This window comes from Anaerolineales bacterium (assembly GCA_030583885.1).
Lineage (GTDB): Bacteria > Chloroflexota > Anaerolineae > Anaerolineales > Villigracilaceae > Villigracilis.
This window is the reverse complement of record CP129480.1, coordinates 153,264-169,105: the sequence shown is the minus strand read 5'-3', so window position 1 is coordinate 169,105 and position 15,842 is coordinate 153,264. Positions and strand designations below refer to the sequence as shown.

General features: G+C 52.2%; 12 protein-coding genes. 10 read left to right on the top strand and 2 right to left on the bottom strand.

Translation table 11 applies throughout. The annotated features are described in order from the left end of the window. Positions 1-4: 4 nt before the first annotated feature. Positions 5-646: a class I SAM-dependent methyltransferase gene (locus QY332_00885; protein ID WKZ36478.1), complete on the bottom strand. Its 642-nt coding sequence runs from the start codon at positions 644-646 to the stop codon at positions 5-7. A 670-nt stretch (positions 647-1,316) separates the two neighbouring features. On the opposite strand from QY332_00885, the gene QY332_00880 reads away from it, so the two are divergent. Beyond that, positions 1,317-3,479 carry a glycosyltransferase family 39 protein gene (locus QY332_00880; protein ID WKZ36477.1) on the top strand — a complete coding sequence of 721 codons (2,163 nt, stop codon included), beginning with the start codon at positions 1,317-1,319 and terminating at the stop codon, positions 3,477-3,479. Positions 3,480-3,518: 39 nt separating this feature from the next. Here the strand turns inward: QY332_00880 and QY332_00875 are convergent, their stop codons facing one another. After that, a complete protein-coding gene (locus QY332_00875) occupies positions 3,519-4,952 on the bottom strand; it encodes a methyltransferase domain-containing protein (GenBank protein WKZ36476.1) in 1,434 nt (477 codons plus the stop codon). Positions 4,953-5,052: 100 nt separating this feature from the next. On the opposite strand from QY332_00875, the gene QY332_00870 reads away from it, so the two are divergent. The 9 genes from QY332_00870 (at position 5,053) to QY332_00830 (ending at position 15,841) form a co-directional block, all read left to right on the top strand. Then, entirely contained in the window at positions 5,053-6,645 is a 1,593-nt protein-coding gene (locus tag QY332_00870) for a glycosyltransferase family 39 protein (GenBank protein WKZ36475.1), read from the top strand. Positions 6,646-6,743: 98 nt separating this feature from the next. Next, complete coding sequence (locus QY332_00865) at positions 6,744-7,214, top strand: winged helix-turn-helix domain-containing protein (protein ID WKZ36474.1); 471 nt, start codon at positions 6,744-6,746, stop codon at positions 7,212-7,214. Next, on the top strand, positions 7,211-8,221 hold the full coding sequence (locus QY332_00860; GenBank protein WKZ36473.1) for an NAD(P)-dependent oxidoreductase: 1,011 nt from the start codon (positions 7,211-7,213) through the stop codon (positions 8,219-8,221). The genes QY332_00865 and QY332_00860 overlap by 4 nt, the downstream gene beginning before the upstream one ends. Before the next feature lie 15 nt (positions 8,222-8,236). Continuing rightward, positions 8,237-9,208, top strand: coding sequence for a GDP-L-fucose synthase (locus tag QY332_00855; GenBank protein WKZ36472.1), 972 nt, complete (start codon positions 8,237-8,239; stop codon positions 9,206-9,208). Next, on the top strand, positions 9,208-10,053 hold the full coding sequence (locus QY332_00850; protein ID WKZ36471.1) for an ABC transporter permease: 846 nt from the start codon (positions 9,208-9,210) through the stop codon (positions 10,051-10,053). Before QY332_00855 ends, QY332_00850 begins: the two co-directional genes overlap by 1 nt. After that, a complete protein-coding gene (locus tag QY332_00845) occupies positions 10,053-11,342 on the top strand; it encodes an ABC transporter ATP-binding protein (protein WKZ36470.1) in 1,290 nt (429 codons plus the stop codon). The genes QY332_00850 and QY332_00845 overlap by 1 nt, the downstream gene beginning before the upstream one ends. Positions 11,343-11,346: 4 nt before the next feature. Next, positions 11,347-12,945 carry a hypothetical protein gene (locus QY332_00840; protein ID WKZ36469.1) on the top strand — a complete coding sequence of 533 codons (1,599 nt, stop codon included), beginning with the start codon at positions 11,347-11,349 and terminating at the stop codon, positions 12,943-12,945. A gap of 48 nt (positions 12,946-12,993) precedes the next feature. Then, positions 12,994-13,815, top strand: a complete 822-nt coding sequence (locus tag QY332_00835) for a methyltransferase domain-containing protein (GenBank protein WKZ36468.1) — start codon at positions 12,994-12,996, stop codon at positions 13,813-13,815. A 1-nt stretch (position 13,816) separates the two neighbouring features. Then, a complete protein-coding gene (locus QY332_00830; protein WKZ36467.1) occupies positions 13,817-15,841 on the top strand; it encodes a hypothetical protein in 2,025 nt (674 codons plus the stop codon). Position 15,842: the final 1 nt, after the last annotated feature.

The following is a 15,842-nucleotide window of genomic DNA, read 5'->3' as shown; positions in this document are numbered from 1 at the left end:
CATTTTATTTGATGAAGTTCCCAACGGTGTATACCGCCCCTGCAATGGGCGGCGTGCTCTTCATTTCGATAACTTGACCTTTTGAGAACATTTTATATGCGGCAGCCGCAATCTCTTTTTCCGTGGAGAAATGCTCATCACGGATGTCATGTCCCAGCATGCGGAACATAAAGACCATGAACGGCTTTTCAACCGGAGTTCCATACACCATCTGGCCGCCTGGTTTAAGTACACGCCTCACCTCTGTGAAGGCCTGCTCCAACTCCAGTGGTTTAAGATGCTCCAGAATGCTGATCAACAACACCGTGTCGAATTTGTTGTCCGGGTACGGCATGTTGATTACGTCGCCTTTTTCGAGAAAAAGCGGGATGTGCATCGGCTCGAAAACAGACTGAACCGCTTCAATATCCGCGGTCAGGTCAATGCCATGGATTTCTTTGTACAACTCGTGCAGGTTGGGGAATGCAAGCCCGGTTCCGAATCCGACCTCCAGCACGCGCTCACCGCCCGTACATTCGCCCAGTGCCAGTTCCACCCGGCGGCGATACATCCGCCCGAAGACGGGCCAGTAGTAAAATTTGATGGGGTCGTATTGATTTACACCTTTATATGTTTCAGCGGGAAGGAGTTTAAGAGTGGGATGCATGAAATATCCTTGATTGAGATGTTTATGCTATTTTACCTGATGCGATTAAAAAAAGCCCAATGCGCCGAACGTCCGTATCATCAAGAGCCTTGGGTGTTCTGGCTTTATGTAAAATTCCGAATGTATTGGTTGGACCTGCATGGTTGTGCCATCCTGTGTTTTCGTGGGTTGATAATATTCTCCCGGCATCGGATGATATGCATGGCATGATTTGCAGTTAAAATAGCAGTGCGTGGAGAGAAAAACTTGGTGCGAATGGTGTGTTTTCATGCTTGATTTTAAAAGGGTATCCGGAACGCATAAATGGATTGCCCTGTTTGCCTTGTGGGCGGTGCATGGCGTTGTCGAACTCAGACAGTATTTGTCTTTGTCGGGGGGGGCTGCAGCCTTTTTTCAGCTTTCGGCTTTGCGTGTGTCGATTGGCTTGTTGTTGGCCTTTTGGGTGTTTGTAAACATCGCTCTGATTGTCGCGGCATCTGGGAATTTCCCGCCATGGCCGGCATGGAATAATGTGTTCACCAGATCGAAGACGAGAAATTATGTTTTTATATCAGCCTTGGTTACTTTTTTTGCGGGGATTTGCATCCGGGTTTTATACGGTTTGTTTGCCGCGTTTCCGCCCTCCATGTACGATAATTATTTACGGATTATTTTGCCCCTGTTGAACTTAATGACGTATGTCTCGTTCGAACTCGTTGTACTGGTTTTCCTTGCCGAATTTCTCAAAAAAGAAGAACGCCCCAAAATGCCACGGGAATTTTTGGCAAAAATCGGCATCATCCTTGTTGTTTTGGCCGTGTCTGCCGCCTTTATCGCCTCCACCGGTTTGGGGATCGTTCCGTCCTATAAGGGGGACTGGTCTCGTGGATTGCCTGCTGTTCCATTACTTGAATGGCAGATCGCCATTGCTTGTATGGCTTTGGCGGGAACAGCCTTTCTTGAGACGAGGAAGAAACGTATTGGACTGCCATACCTGGAGTTATCGATATGCGCTGTGATCTGGATTTTTTCTTCAGCACTCTGGCTCAGCCAGCCAATAATTCCAAATGCATCCGCACTTAAACCACATGGACCGAATTTTGAAATATATCCATTCCTTGATGCTCAGACGTATGACCAGTTTGCACAGTCTATTTTGATAGGGAATGGTTTCGGCGAAAACCGGATCCCGCAACGCCCGCTTTATATTGTTTTTCTTGTTTTTGCACATTTGCTGATGGGCCAGGATTACGAAGGGGTTATTTTTTTACAAACCCTGTTTTTTGCGTTTTTCCCCGTGTTGTTATATTTATTCGGCAGGGAATTCTTCGGTCGGCCGATCGGGATTGCGATAGCCTTGCTTGCCATCCTCCGTGATTACACCTCGAACCTGGTATCTCCGTTTACCGGAAATCTAAGTTATTCAAAGGTGTATCTTGCGGAGATTCCCACGGCAATGTTGCTGGCCTTGTTTTTGTTCATGGGGATGCGCTGGATTCGATCAGGGTTTTCAACCTGGTTGGGATTTGTCTTGGGGGGAATCCTCGGTTGTGCCATGTTGATCCGCACCCAGGTTGTTGTGGCACTGCCTGTGCTTATGCTGTTTGCCTTGCTGACAAAGCCGAAAACCGTCAGGCCGCTGGTAAAAAGCGCCGTCTTGATGATCGTCGCTGTTTCCATCGTTGTCAGTCCCTGGCTATGGCGCAACTGGCGTTTAACCGGCAGTTTGATCTTCGACAGCCCCGAGTCGCAAATGATCAACCTGGCGCTGCGGTATAGCCGGATAAATGGATTTGAACCGGATGTAATGCCCCTGCCGGGAGAATCCAATACTGCATACAACCAGCGCTTGAACCAAATCTCATCGGATGCGATTTCGTCCAATCCTTATGGCGCATTGTGGGGAGTTGCAAATTCCTTTCTTAATCATGGGGTCAATAATATTCTTTTATTTCCGCTGAGAACTGAACTGCAAGGTTTGGGGGATCTCTGGGTTCCATCTTATGCCTTTTGGGAAAGATGGGAAGGCAACCCTGGTTCCTCCCAGATTAGTCTTCTTGTTTTTTATACTTTTCTCTTTGGTTTGGGAGTCGCAACCGCCTGGCATCGCAATGGCTGGATGGGTCTTCTACCCTTGGGGGTGAACCTTGCCTATAATTTATGGACTTCATTAGCCCTGCTTTCGGGGCAGAGGTTCATGCTGACGATGGATTGGTCTGTTTATCTTTATTATCTGATTGGGCTTTATTCCGTTTTTGTCGGATTTCTCTCGACCCTGGAAGGCGGTTGTTCACTGACCACGGATTGGTTGAAAAATAAATCGCTTGTGCATCCGGTTTCACCCGCAAAAAATAATTTCAGGCAATATTTTTTTGCCGGCCTGCTATTTTGGGGGATCGGGGTTTTACCGCCCGCCAGTGAGAGGATTTTTCCCGTTAAATACCCGCCTCTGCCTCAAAATGAGTTGTTGACCGGACTATTGACGTCGCCAGGCTTGGAACAATCAGGCTTCCATTCAACATGTTTGCAGGATCTTGCTGTCGACGGTGCGATACGGTTTGTGCAGGGGAGAACCCTTTACCCCCGCTATTATATGGCCGGCGATGGAGAGAGGATTACGGATGCGATCGGCTACAAGGTTGCCGCTGAAGACAGGCTTGTATTCGAAATCATCGGACAGAAGAACGACAGGGTGATTTTTCAAGCACGCGACCACCCCGATTTTTTCCCACATGCATCCGATGCCATATTGATTTACGGCGAAGGCGGGGAATTATTGTTTATCTTTGTGCAGCAAGGAAATGACCGGGGGTTTTACATTTCAAGATATTTTGACGCCGCCATGTGCCGATAGCTGAGGATGAAGGCCGCCCCGAACTAAATATCCACAATTTTAAACGAACTTTATCCGCCTTGCCGCGAAGGCAACCATCCTAAGAAGCAGGATGCCGTGCTTCCAGCGGGAGATGTTGGTGGTGCCATAGGTGCGCTCGCGGTAGCGGATGGGAAGGTCCACGATCTTGCGGTTGAGTTTGGCCGCGCCGAAGATGAGGTCGAAATCGCCAAAGGGGTCAAAGTCGCCAAAGTAGGAGCGGCTGGCGGCTATCTCTTCGTAGTCTGTTTTCCACATTACTTTTGTGCCGCAGAGGGTGTCTTTGATGGGCTGGCCGAGCATCCATGAGAATGCCATGCTGAACAATTTGTTGCCGATGAAATTCAACGTGCGCATGGCCTCCTTTTCCATCGGGTAGACGAGGCGCACGCCGTTGATGAATTCACCTTTGCCGGTTGCAATGGCTTCGTAGAAACGGGGCAGGTCCTCGGGCGGGACGGTGAGATCGGCATCCAGGATCATGAGAATATCTCCGGAGGCTTTCTCGAAACCGAGACGTACTGCGTCAGCTTTGCCGATGCCGGGCTGGCGGAAGAGCAGGCTTGGGGTCGCGGGATGAAGCGTGATTTCCTTTTCGATGGCTCCGTACGTGTTATCGCGTGAATGCCCTTCCACGAAAACCAACTCGGTTCTTGAGCCCATCCTTGGCAGGCGTTCGAAAATGGATTTGATGTTTCCCGCTTCGTTGCGCGCGGCAACGACGACAGAGACGCTGGCTTCTTTTACAGGCTGTGGCATGGGACGGGCGATCACAAAATTGGATAATGCGAAATTGCGGAAGGGCCAGAGCCGCACCAGATAGCGGTCTGCAAATCCACCGAGCGGCAGGGGCCATAGAATTTCGCGCGTGGTGCGGATGCTTTCGAACCCCGCGAGCCGCAGCAGGTTATCCACATCCTCGGGGGTGAGCCAGTTTTGACTGAGCATGGGCGCGGCGAGGTTGAGGCCTTGCGCGAGGGTGAGCGGCAGCTGCCAGAGGTGGCTGTAAAAGTTGAGGATCAGCCGCGTGTGCGGCGCGCAGAATTTTTGCACCTGTTCCAGCGCGCACTGGACATCCCACAAATCGTTGACGGTGTCGGAAAAAATAATTACATCGAAAGTGCCTTCGAGGCCGGTCAGGTCGTGCGCGTCGAGTTGGTGATACTCGATTTCGGGGTGGCGTTGTCTGGCGCGAGTGATCATCTCGGCGGAGAAATCCACTCCGACGCCATGGGATGGGTTTAATTGCGAGATTAAACCTCCCGTGCCGCAGCCGATTTCGAGCACGCGCTGGTTTGGGCTGACAAGAAATTTGTAAATTTCCGTCAGGCGCCGATGATACCAATATCCCATGCCACGCCAGCCATCCCGCTTTTTAGCGACCTGATCCCAGTGGACGATGCGGGTTTGCTGGTATGCCCTGCCTGTTTCATCGAATGATGGGTTTGTTTTCATGGCGGGGCTATTTTACCTGAAAATATCACAAAACATCCTTGCGATTTTCATGGGAAGGTTATAATTCCCAAGGAATTAAGTCCGGAATTTGAGGTGGTTCATGTTCAAACAACTTATTTCATCCATCAATTCCCGTTATTCGAATATGGTGCTCAAGATTTTATGGATCGGCCTGCTGGTATCTGGAATATTATTGAATCCGCTGTTTTCCTACCCGGGGAGGGACGCAGGGATTTTCATGTATATCGGTTCATTGATCCTGAAAGGTAAAATTCCCTACCTGGATGTATGGGAGAATAAAGGCCCGCTCGTCTTTTATATTAATGCACTGGGTCTTTTGCTGGGGGATGGTTCCCGCTGGGGGATATGGCTTATGGAATTCCTATTCCTTTTTGGCGCTGCGTGGCTTTGTTACTTATTGATCCGTGCTGGTATGGGGAACATTCCAGCCCTGATTGGGGTTTTCGTACTGGTTTCAGCCGCCGGTAACGTTTTGCAGGGCGGGAATTATTCGGAGGAATATTCCATCCTGTTCAGTTGTCTGGCATTGTGGGCATTTGGTAAAGGCGCGCAACAACCGAAAATAAAAACGTTCGATCTTTTGATTGGCCTTTCCCTTGGGCTAAACATCCTTCTGCGCCCGAATAATATAAGCATGCAGGCTGCCGTGGCGGGCGGATTCATTGCGCTGGCATTTTTATCAAGGGATTGGAGACTGCTGGCCAGGCGGCTGGTGCTGATCGCGCTCGGCGCCGCAGCAGTGCTTGTTCCTGTTGTGGTTTATTTTGCGTTTAAAGGCGCATTGCAGGAAATGATCAATGTCGTGATTGTGTTCAACCTGCAATACAGTTCCGATACGGGTATTGCACAGATTCTGGATGGGATAAAAGATGCGTCTGTAGCCATGGGCGTTATTTTTTCGGCCGTCACGTTGATGGGGTACGTGCTGTCCTTGTTCATTGTGATCAAGGGTCTTGTGCGGGGAACTGACTTTTCAGCATTGCTGTTGGTTTTACTGTTGGGCTTGCCGATCGAGTTGATCTTAAGCACCCTTTCGGGGCGGAATTACCTGCATTATTTCATTGGATGGGCCCCTTATTTTGGGGTGTTATGCGCTTATGTAATTTTTTTGTTGCCGGGCAGGTTTCTGCCTCGCCTGGAAAAGAACAGCTCCCTTGTGTTGATTGTTTTTATTCTACTCAGCATATTCGGCAAACTGGAAACCTGGAAAGGCTATGGGGCTGTGTTGGCATCTGCCCCGGCTGGGCAGACCGAGTATGTGGATCCCGTGGCATCCTATCTTCGCGAGAATACGACCGGGCAGGATCAGGTCTTCATGTGGGGATTTAGACCCATCGTTAATTTTGTATCCGGGCGGGAATCCCCGGCATACTTTTTGCCGTATCCGTTGGTGCATGTAGATACCCCATTAACGAATGCCTGGGCGGGGCAGTTTTATTCCCAACTCAGTTCGGAACCGCCAACATTGATCGTAAATTTGATTGAGCCCGCAGATCGGGAGCGCATTCCCGACCTTGATCCAAACGTCCGCAAGGAACAGAAGATAAAATGGAAGGATGTCGTTCTTGCCGCCAACTTAAATGCGACCCTGGATTTTATCGACGAGAATTATGTTAGGGTGGGAAATGTAAACGGAGCGGATATTTATCAGTTGAGGACAAGTCTGCCCTGAGTTTTGGCGGCAGGCGGCTTTTCACAGAAAACAGCTGATTGACATCCCACTATTCCTAGTTATAATTCAGTCACTGAATTTTGGATTGAATTTTGACCATGGAATCAACAAACGACGAACTCCGCGAACTTTCCCTGCTCGAACAGATCGAGAGCGATCCTGATGTGAACCAGTCCACGCTTGCCACGCAATTGGGGGTGGCGGTTGGAACGGTCAATTGGCATTTAAAACGGCTGATCGCCAAGGGTGCAGTCAAGGTCTCGCGTGCCGAGCGCAAGAAACTGCGCTACATCATCACGCCGGAAGGCATTGCCCTGCGCGCCCGCCTTGCCGTGGATTATGTCGAGCGTTCATTCTCAGTCTATCGCCGCACCCGTCAGCGCGTGAAGGAGCATGTCGTAAAAATCCGCCACGCTGGTTTTGACCGGGTGCGCATCCTCGGTTCCGGCGATGTGGCGGATATTTGCAAGCTCACCTGCATGGAACAGGGCATCGCGGTGGTGAACGATAAATCTGCCCCCGCCCTTGTCTTGGACGGATACAAGATCAGATTGGAAGGCCTGGAATGACCGAACGACATGTTTTGATCACAGGCGGCGCAGGCTATATCGGCTCGATTCTGACCTCGGAACTGCTCCGCGCCAATTACAGGGTCACCATCCTGGACAGTTTGCTCTTCGGCGGCGAGAGCATTGTCCCGTTCCTGAATCATCCAAACTTCCATTTCATCAAGACCGATGTGACCGAACCTCGCGCCGTGCGGGACGCGGTCAAACGCGACTGGCAGAAACCGGATGGAATTGTCCATTTGGCGGCGATCGTCGGTTTCCCAGCCTGCCAGGCGGTCGGGAGGCAGGTGGCGTGGAAGTACAATGTCGAGGCGACCAAACTGGTCTTCGAGCAGGCGGCAGATTTGGGCGTGGAGCGGTTCGTGTTTGCGTCCACATACAGCAACTATGGCTTATCTGAAGACGGAAAGCCCGTCACGGAAGAGTCCCCCTTGAATCCGCAATCGTTATATGCCGAAACAAAGATCGCCAGTGAAGAATACCTGCTCTCGCAAGGGCATGCCGTATGCGCTCCTTTGCTGTTCCGCTTTGCAACCTTATACGGAATTTCCCCGCGCACACGTTTTGACCTGATCGTCAATCAGTTTGTGTTGGAGGCCTTCACCAAACGCGAGTTGATCATCTATCAGCGTGGTTATTCACGTTCCTTCGTCCACATCCGTGATGTGGTGCGCGGTGTGATCATGGGCCTGGAAGCCGGGCGGGAAAAAATTCGCGGGCAGGTCTTCAACTTGGGAACCGAGAATGGTAATTATTCAAAGGATGATATTGTGGGTTTGGTGCTCAAACGCATGCCGGAGACCACGGTTGAATACAAGGACCTGACCTTTGGGGGCGATATGCGCGATATTACCGTTTCATTCGAAAAGATCAAACAGGTGCTGGGCTTTGACACCACTCTGGATGTGGATGACGGTGTGCGCGAAGTGTTGTTTGCGTTGAAGTCCGGGTTGATCCGCAACCCGACGGATGATCGATATAGAAACGCGCAATTTATCGTGCAGTAATACAAGGAGATAAACATGGCAGATAATTTTTGGAAGAACAAACGTGTGATCGTCACAGGCGGTGCAGGCTTTCTTGGCTCATTTGTCATCGAGAAATTAAAGTTGCGCGGCGCGACGGATATCTTTATTCCGCGCATCGAGAATTACAACCTCGTCGACCCAAACGACATCAAGCGTCTGTATGCGGATGCGCTCGACGGTGTCGACCCGAAGGATGTGGTCGTCATCCATCTCGCTGCCAACGTGGGCGGCATCGGCGCCAACCGCGAACATCCCGCCGATTTCTTTTATGACAATTTGATGATGGGTGTTGAGATGATCCATCAGGGGTATCAGAACGGCATCGGGAAATTCGTGGCCATTGGCACCGTATGCGCCTATCCCAAATTCACCCCCGTCCCTTTCAAGGAAGATGATCTGTGGATCGGATACCCCGAAGAGACCAATGCTCCCTATGGTCTTGCCAAGAAAATGATGCTTGTGCAGGCGCAGGCCTACCGCGCGCAATATGGCTTCAATGCCATCTTCCTTTTGCCTGTGAATTTGTACGGCCCGCGTGACAACTTCAATTTGGAGACGTCGCATGTTATCCCTGCTCTCATTCGCAAGGCTGTGGAAGCCGGTGAACGCGGCGACAAGGAATTGCAGGTCTGGGGGGATGGATCCCCGACACGCGAATTCCTGTATGTGGAAGATGCTGCCGATGGCATCCTGACTGCCGCCGAAAAATACAACGGCGACCTGCCTGTCAACCTGGGCTCCGGCTATGAGATCTCCATCAAGGATTTGAGTGAGATGATCGTGAAGATGACAGGCTTCCAGGGTACATTAGCCTGGCAGACGGACAAGCCCAATGGTCAACCCCGCCGCGGACTGGACGTCTCCCGCGCAAGGGAACTCTTTGGCTGGAGTGCGCAGGTCTCGTTCGAGGAAGGCATGAAACGCACAATTGAATGGTTCAAAGCCAATCGAGACAAGATTAGATAATGACCGAACTCACCAAACACGAACCGGCCACCATTTACATCAAACCAACCAAAGGGCTCGCCGCTCTTAACCTATATGACCTTTGGATCTACCGTGAACTGATCTTCTTCATGGTCTGGCGTGATGTGAAGGTGAAATACAAACAGACATTGCTCGGCATGGCATGGGCGGTCATCCAGCCCGTGATGACCATGCTGGTCTTTACCTTCCTTTTTGACCGCGTCGCAAAACTCCCCACCGAAGGCATTCCCTATCCCGTCTTTTCATTCACCGCATTGCTTCCCTGGGGCTTGTTCGTGGTTGCGCTCAACCAGGGCAGCCGCTCGCTCGTGGCGCACAACAACATGGTGACCAAGATCTATTTCCCGCGCCTGATCCTGCCCATGTCATCGGTCTTCGCGGGTATGGTGGATTTTGCGATCGCCTTCGTCATCCTCATCGGCTTGATGTTCTATTATCAAGTCACGCCCGCCTGGAATTTGATCTGGACGCTTCCGCTCTTCCTCCTGCTTGCCATCGTGACTGCGCTCGGTGTGGCGCTCTGGCTTTCGGCGATCAACGTCCAATATCGTGACGTGAACCAGGCGCTTCCGTTTCTGACTCAGTTTTGGCTGTTTGCCACACCCGTGGCATATTCCGCCTCTGTGATTTCCGAGCAGTGGCAGATCCTGTACTCGCTCAACCCGATGGCGGGCGTGGTCAACGGATTCCGCTGGGCGCTGCTGGGTGCAGGCAATGGACCCGACATCACGCTTTGGGTTTCAACGGGCATCTCAATTTTGATCTTCGTCTCAGGCCTCTTCTATTTTAGAAGCATGGAAAAGACCTTTGCGGACACGATTTAATGACAATTGCTATCAGCGTAAAAAACATCGGCAAGCAATACAAGATCGGCGCGGCGGAGACGAAGTTCCGCTATAACATGCTGCGCGACGTGATCGTGGACACGGTCTCCGCGCCGATTCGTCTGGCGAAGGCGGTGATCGGAAAATCCGACCGGCGCATGAACCAGAATTACGTCTGGGCGTTGAAGGATGTCTCCTTTGATTTGGAAGAAGGCAAAGTGCTCGGCATCGTCGGGCGCAACGGTGCGGGCAAAAGTACCCTGCTCAAGATTCTCTCCCGCGTCACCGAACCGACCACGGGCACTGTCAGTGTGCGCGGACGTGTAGGCTCCCTGCTCGAAGTGGGCACCGGCTTTCACCCCGAACTGACAGGACGCGAAAATATCTACATGAACGGTGCCATCCTTGGCATGAAACGGGCCGAAATTGATTCCAAATTCGACGAGATCGTGGATTTCTCCGAAGTGACTCAATTCATTGACACACCTGTCAAGCGCTATTCATCGGGTATGTACCTGCGCCTCGCGTTTGCCGTCGCTGCGCATCTCGAGCCTGAAATCCTCGTTGTAGATGAGGTGCTTGCCGTGGGCGATGCCGAATTTCAGAGGAAATGCCTGGGCAAGATGGGGGACGTGGCGCAGCAGGGACGCACGATCTTATTCGTCAGTCACAACATGTCTGCGATCCTTCGTCTTACCGAGGAAGCCATTGTATTGAATAAAGGCCAGCTCATCAAGCGGGCTCCTTCGCAGGAGGCGGTTGACTTCTATCTTTCGTCGGGACAATCGCAGGCGGGCGAGCGGGCATGGACTGTGGACGAAGTCCCGGCGGCGAGTGCGCCTTTTACACCGATCAGTTTGAAGGTCAGGGAAGGAGGCGGGAAGGTCGTGGATACCGTCCGCTCGACGGAACCCGTCAAGCTGGAATTCGAATACCAACTCGATTCATCCATCACGGGCTTGCGCGTCGGGCTGTATGTCAGCACGATGCGCGGCGAATATATTTTTGCCTCGTTTGATACCGATACTCCTGCTCTTTACGAAAAATTCGATACGCGCACCGCGGGTCATTACATCAGCCGCGCGGAAATCCCGGCAGATATTTTCAATGAAGGTCGTTATATGGTTGGCGTGAATGCGAGTTCGTTCGGCGTTCGCCGCTACTTCATGGACGAGAACGCGCTGGCATTCAACGTGGATATTTCGGGCGCGCCCGGCACGCAGTGGGGCGAGCCGCGCGTCGGTCCCATCCGCCCGCGTTTGAATTGGAAGATTGAGAAGTTGGAGTAGTGCGATGAATTCAACTTTAAAAAACATCTTTGGCGCCCTGCCTTTTACTGCCGAAATCGACTGGATGCTTCGACAGAAGCATCGCGCGCGCAGGGATCACTATAATCTTTCGCGTTTGCAAACGTCACTGCCTGCGGCGGTGGAAGCGGTCAAGCCGTTTGCGGGGAACGCACCGCACGGCAGGAAGGTCCTGTTCTTCGCCACGCTTCATTACTGGATCGAACAATCCGCATACCTTGGATTGGCGCTTGCCGGACTGGGACATGATGTCACGTTGTTGACTCTGCCCTACTCTGAATGGCACACGGTCAAGGATAAGTTCACCCAGCGGCAGCGGATTCTTCACACGAAGGATGCGCTGGCTTCGTTATCACCATTGGTCAAACACGCTTCCATGCTCGACCTTCGACCTTCAACCTTCGACCTCCCCGCCTCTCTCCACGCTGACATCGAAGAGGTCTCTGTGTGGGACTCGCAATACACGCTGATGCGCGAAGAAGTGGACATGAACGCCCCATCCGACCGCGCGTTATACGATCTGCGGATTCAACGCAATACCTTCGCCGCCAAAACCATGCTCGAATGGATGCGGACGAATAAACCCGATGTGGTTTTGATTCCCAACGGCTTGATCCTTGAAATGGGAATTGTCTTCCGCGTGGCTCGTCATCTCGGCATCGACGCAGTCACCTATGAGTTCAACGACCAGCGCGAACAGATCTGGATCGCGCAGAACTCGTCCATTATGCGGCAGGAGACGGATTATCTTGTCGAAGCGCGCTGTTCATTGCCGATGACCGATGAAATGTTCGAGCGTGTTGCAGACTTGGAAAACGCCCGCCGCGGCGCGCGCGTATGGGGCAAGTCCAGGCGGTTGTGGCAGTATGTTTCATCACAGGGCGCCGATACAACCCGCACCATGCTTGGTTTGGACAACCGTCCTGTGGTCATGCTCGCCGCGAATGTGCTCGGCGACAGTCTTACGCTTGGACGCGATATCTTTGCTTCATCCATGACCGAATGGATCACGAAGACCGTGCAGTATTTCGCCAAACGAACCGACATGCAGTTGGTCATCCGCGTGCATCCTGGCGAGAAACTTGTGCCACAGGCAAAGTCCATGGGGACGGTTGTCCGCGCGGCACTGCCTGAGGTCCCCAGCCATATCCATATCATCGGCGCGCTGGACAAGGTCAACACCTATGATTTGATCGAGATCGCCGATGTCGGGCTGGCCTACACCACCACCGTCGGCCTCGAAACCGCGATGAACGGACGCCCCGTCATTTCCTGTGGACAAACCCACTATCGCAGGCGCGGCATAACGCTCGATCCGAACACATGGGACGAATACTATGCGGCACTAGAAAACGTCCTGGACGATATTCACGCTCATCAACTGAACGAAAGCCAGATCGAGTTTGCCTGGAATTATGCCTATCGTTTCTTCTTTGAATATCCGCGTCCCTTCCCCTGGCGTTTGATGAACTTCTGGGATGACCTTGAAATTTGGACACTGGATAAAGTCTTGAGCGACGAAGGCATGGAGCAGTTCAAGGATACGTTCGGGTTTCTGGTCGGCGAACCGTTTACGTGGAAATAATATTTAGGTAGGGGCGCAGCGACGCTGCGCCCCTATGGAATAAAAGAAATGACCAACGACACCAAACAAAAAGTCCGCGAGTTTTATGACGAGGTTGGCTGGATGCAGGAGAATGACGGGCATTATCAAAATGCCCGCTTTGAAGACCTGCGCCCCGTCTCGCGCGAATACATCCACAGGACACGATTGCGCGTGCTGAACGGACTCATTCCCACAGGTCGATATATGTTAGACGCGGGTTCGGGTCCTGTGCAGTACGAAGAGTACAAAACCTATTCGCAAGGCTATGAGAAGCGTGTTTGTCTTGACATTTCCATCCAGGCGCTGCGCGAGGCCCGAACGCGAATTGGTGGCCACGGCATGTACGTTGTCGGTGACCTCGCCAACCTGCCGTTTAAGAAAGACACGTTCGATGGCGCGGTTTCGATGCACGCCATCCATCACCTTGCCCTACCCGAACATTTGCGCGCATATGCGGAGATACACCGCGTGCTGGCCCCCGGGCGGACGGCTGCCATTGTCAACGGATGGAATGACCCATTTCTCAGTCGCATGGCAGAGCCATTGATCGGGATCATGCGCAAGTTGTCGGGACGTGCTGAAAAGAGGAAAAAGGAATGGTCGAATGAGGAAATTCCCGCCGGAACATTTGTCGAGAAGATGACACCTGAATGGCTCAGGCATGAAATCGGGTCGCAGATCACAATTGAAATCAAACCCTGGCGCAGTTTAAGCACACGCTTTTTACGCTGGTTCGTGCGTCCCCTTGGTGGACGAATGTTCTTGAAGTTTGTTTTCTGGCTCGAAGACGCTTTCCCAGGGTTCTTTGCGGAGAATGGGCAGTATCCGTTGATTGTGGTTAGGAAATAAAATGTTTTGGAAGAGAAAACCATTCCCTGAAGTTTTATTCCTTCTTCTTGTTTCCGCCGTGGTGTACCTGCCGCGCATCGGGGATTTGACCTATTACCGGGATGATTGGTATTACATTTACGACGGGATGATCGGAGGGGCGAAGGTCTTTCATGAGATGTTCCGCATTGACCGCCCTGCACGCGGTTATTTCTTCGAACTGTATTTCCTGCTGTTCGGACCAAACCCGCTGGCCTATCACATTGGCGCCTTTCTTTGGCGCGGGTTAAGCGCCGTCGGCGCGTTGTGGATATTCAACATGCTCTGGCCCAAAGACGGGAAATTTTCTTTTTTTGCCGCCCTGCTGTTTGCCATTTATCCCGGTTATTTCTGGTGGTTTAGTGCCATCGAGTACCAGCCCATGATTGCCAGTTTGGCGTTGCAGGTATTTTCGATCGCTTTCACATTGAAGGCAATCGAATCCAAAAATAGACCCGCAAAAATTGCCTATCTTCCTGGTGCCATCCTCACCGGCTGGGCTTATATCGCCCTGGTGGATTATGCCATCGGCATGGAAGCCTTCCGCTTCCTGTGTGTGTATCTGTTTGTCAATCGGGGCGCGCAAATTGATTATGGAAAAAGATTTGTCACCACGCTTAAAGCCTGGTCCTGGACATTGATTATTCCGCTTGGTTTCATAATCTGGCGCATGTTCTTTTTTACGAATGAGCGCAAGGCGACGGACGTCGGCGGACAATTGAGTGTCTTCATCGGCAACCCGGTTGCAACGTCGATGGACTGGTTTTTCCAACTTTATAACAGCCTGTTGAACCTCGGTGTTCTGGCCTGGATAAACCAATTTCCCGCCTTTATGCAGGGACTACGCCTCCGCGATACAGCGGTTGGATTGTTGATTGCAGGGGTGGTCATTCTTCTCGTTGTCTTTGCGGAGATGAGAATGAAGCCGTCAGTGCAGGGGAGTGATCGGGACGCTACTCAAGACAAGGTCAGGCGGGAGGCGCTTTTGCTTGGCGGGGTGGGGATGGTCTTCGGCGTCCTGCCGGTCATCCTGGCGAATCGATACGTCAACATCACGGGCTTTTCCCATTACGGTCTGCCGGCCTCACTTGCGGCTGCGGTTTTCATGATCGCGTTTCTTGATTCCTTGTCGCTTCAGCGCGTGCGGAATGCGGCGATTTATGTCGTGGTTGGGTTGGCGGCATTGGCACATTATGGGATTGGCATGCATGCCGTGGCGGAGGAAACCGCGCTCCAGAAATTCTGGTGGCAGGTAAGCTGGCGTGCGCCTGCACTTCGTGCGGGCACGACCCTGGTTGTTCATTATCCATTGCCGGGCATGGGGGGCGGCTACGGGTTGATGGAAGCGGCGAACGTCATCTATTTTCCTGAGCCCACGGGACAAACACCCGTTCCTTATCCGATTGCAGGATTAACCTTAAGTGGCGAGCATTTGCAGGATATTTTGGAGGGCACACGTTACGATCAGACGCGGTACCGCAGTCATACCGTTGACTTCGACTATGGGAATTTACTTGTGATCAGCCAGCCGACCTTAACGTCGTGCGTGCATGTCATTGATGGAAGCCAGCCTTTAATATCTGCACATGACCCGGTGAACGTAGCCCTTGTTGCTTCCTCGTCGAAGATCGAAAATGTGATCACAGATGCGGAGTTTGCCCTTCCGCCTGAATACGTCTATGGGGAGGAGCCGGAGCATGGCTGGTGTTATTACTTCCAGAAGGCGGAGCTGGCTTCCCAGTTGGCAAATTGGGAGCAGGCGGCAGCTCTCGGTCAGGAAGCCATTCGCCTGGAGCTCAGTCCCGAGGACCGTGTGGAGTGGCTGCCGTTCCTGAAAGCGTACGCGATCACCGGCCATGCGGAGCGGCTGGAACAACTCGCCAAACGCGTGATCGGAGACAGGTCGCTGCGACGGCAGGCGTGTGATATGTTCCACGCCATTCAGGAACCGTTGAATGACAAAGTTCGGGAAGTGATCTTTGTGAATTATTGCCGCAATTCGAATTGAC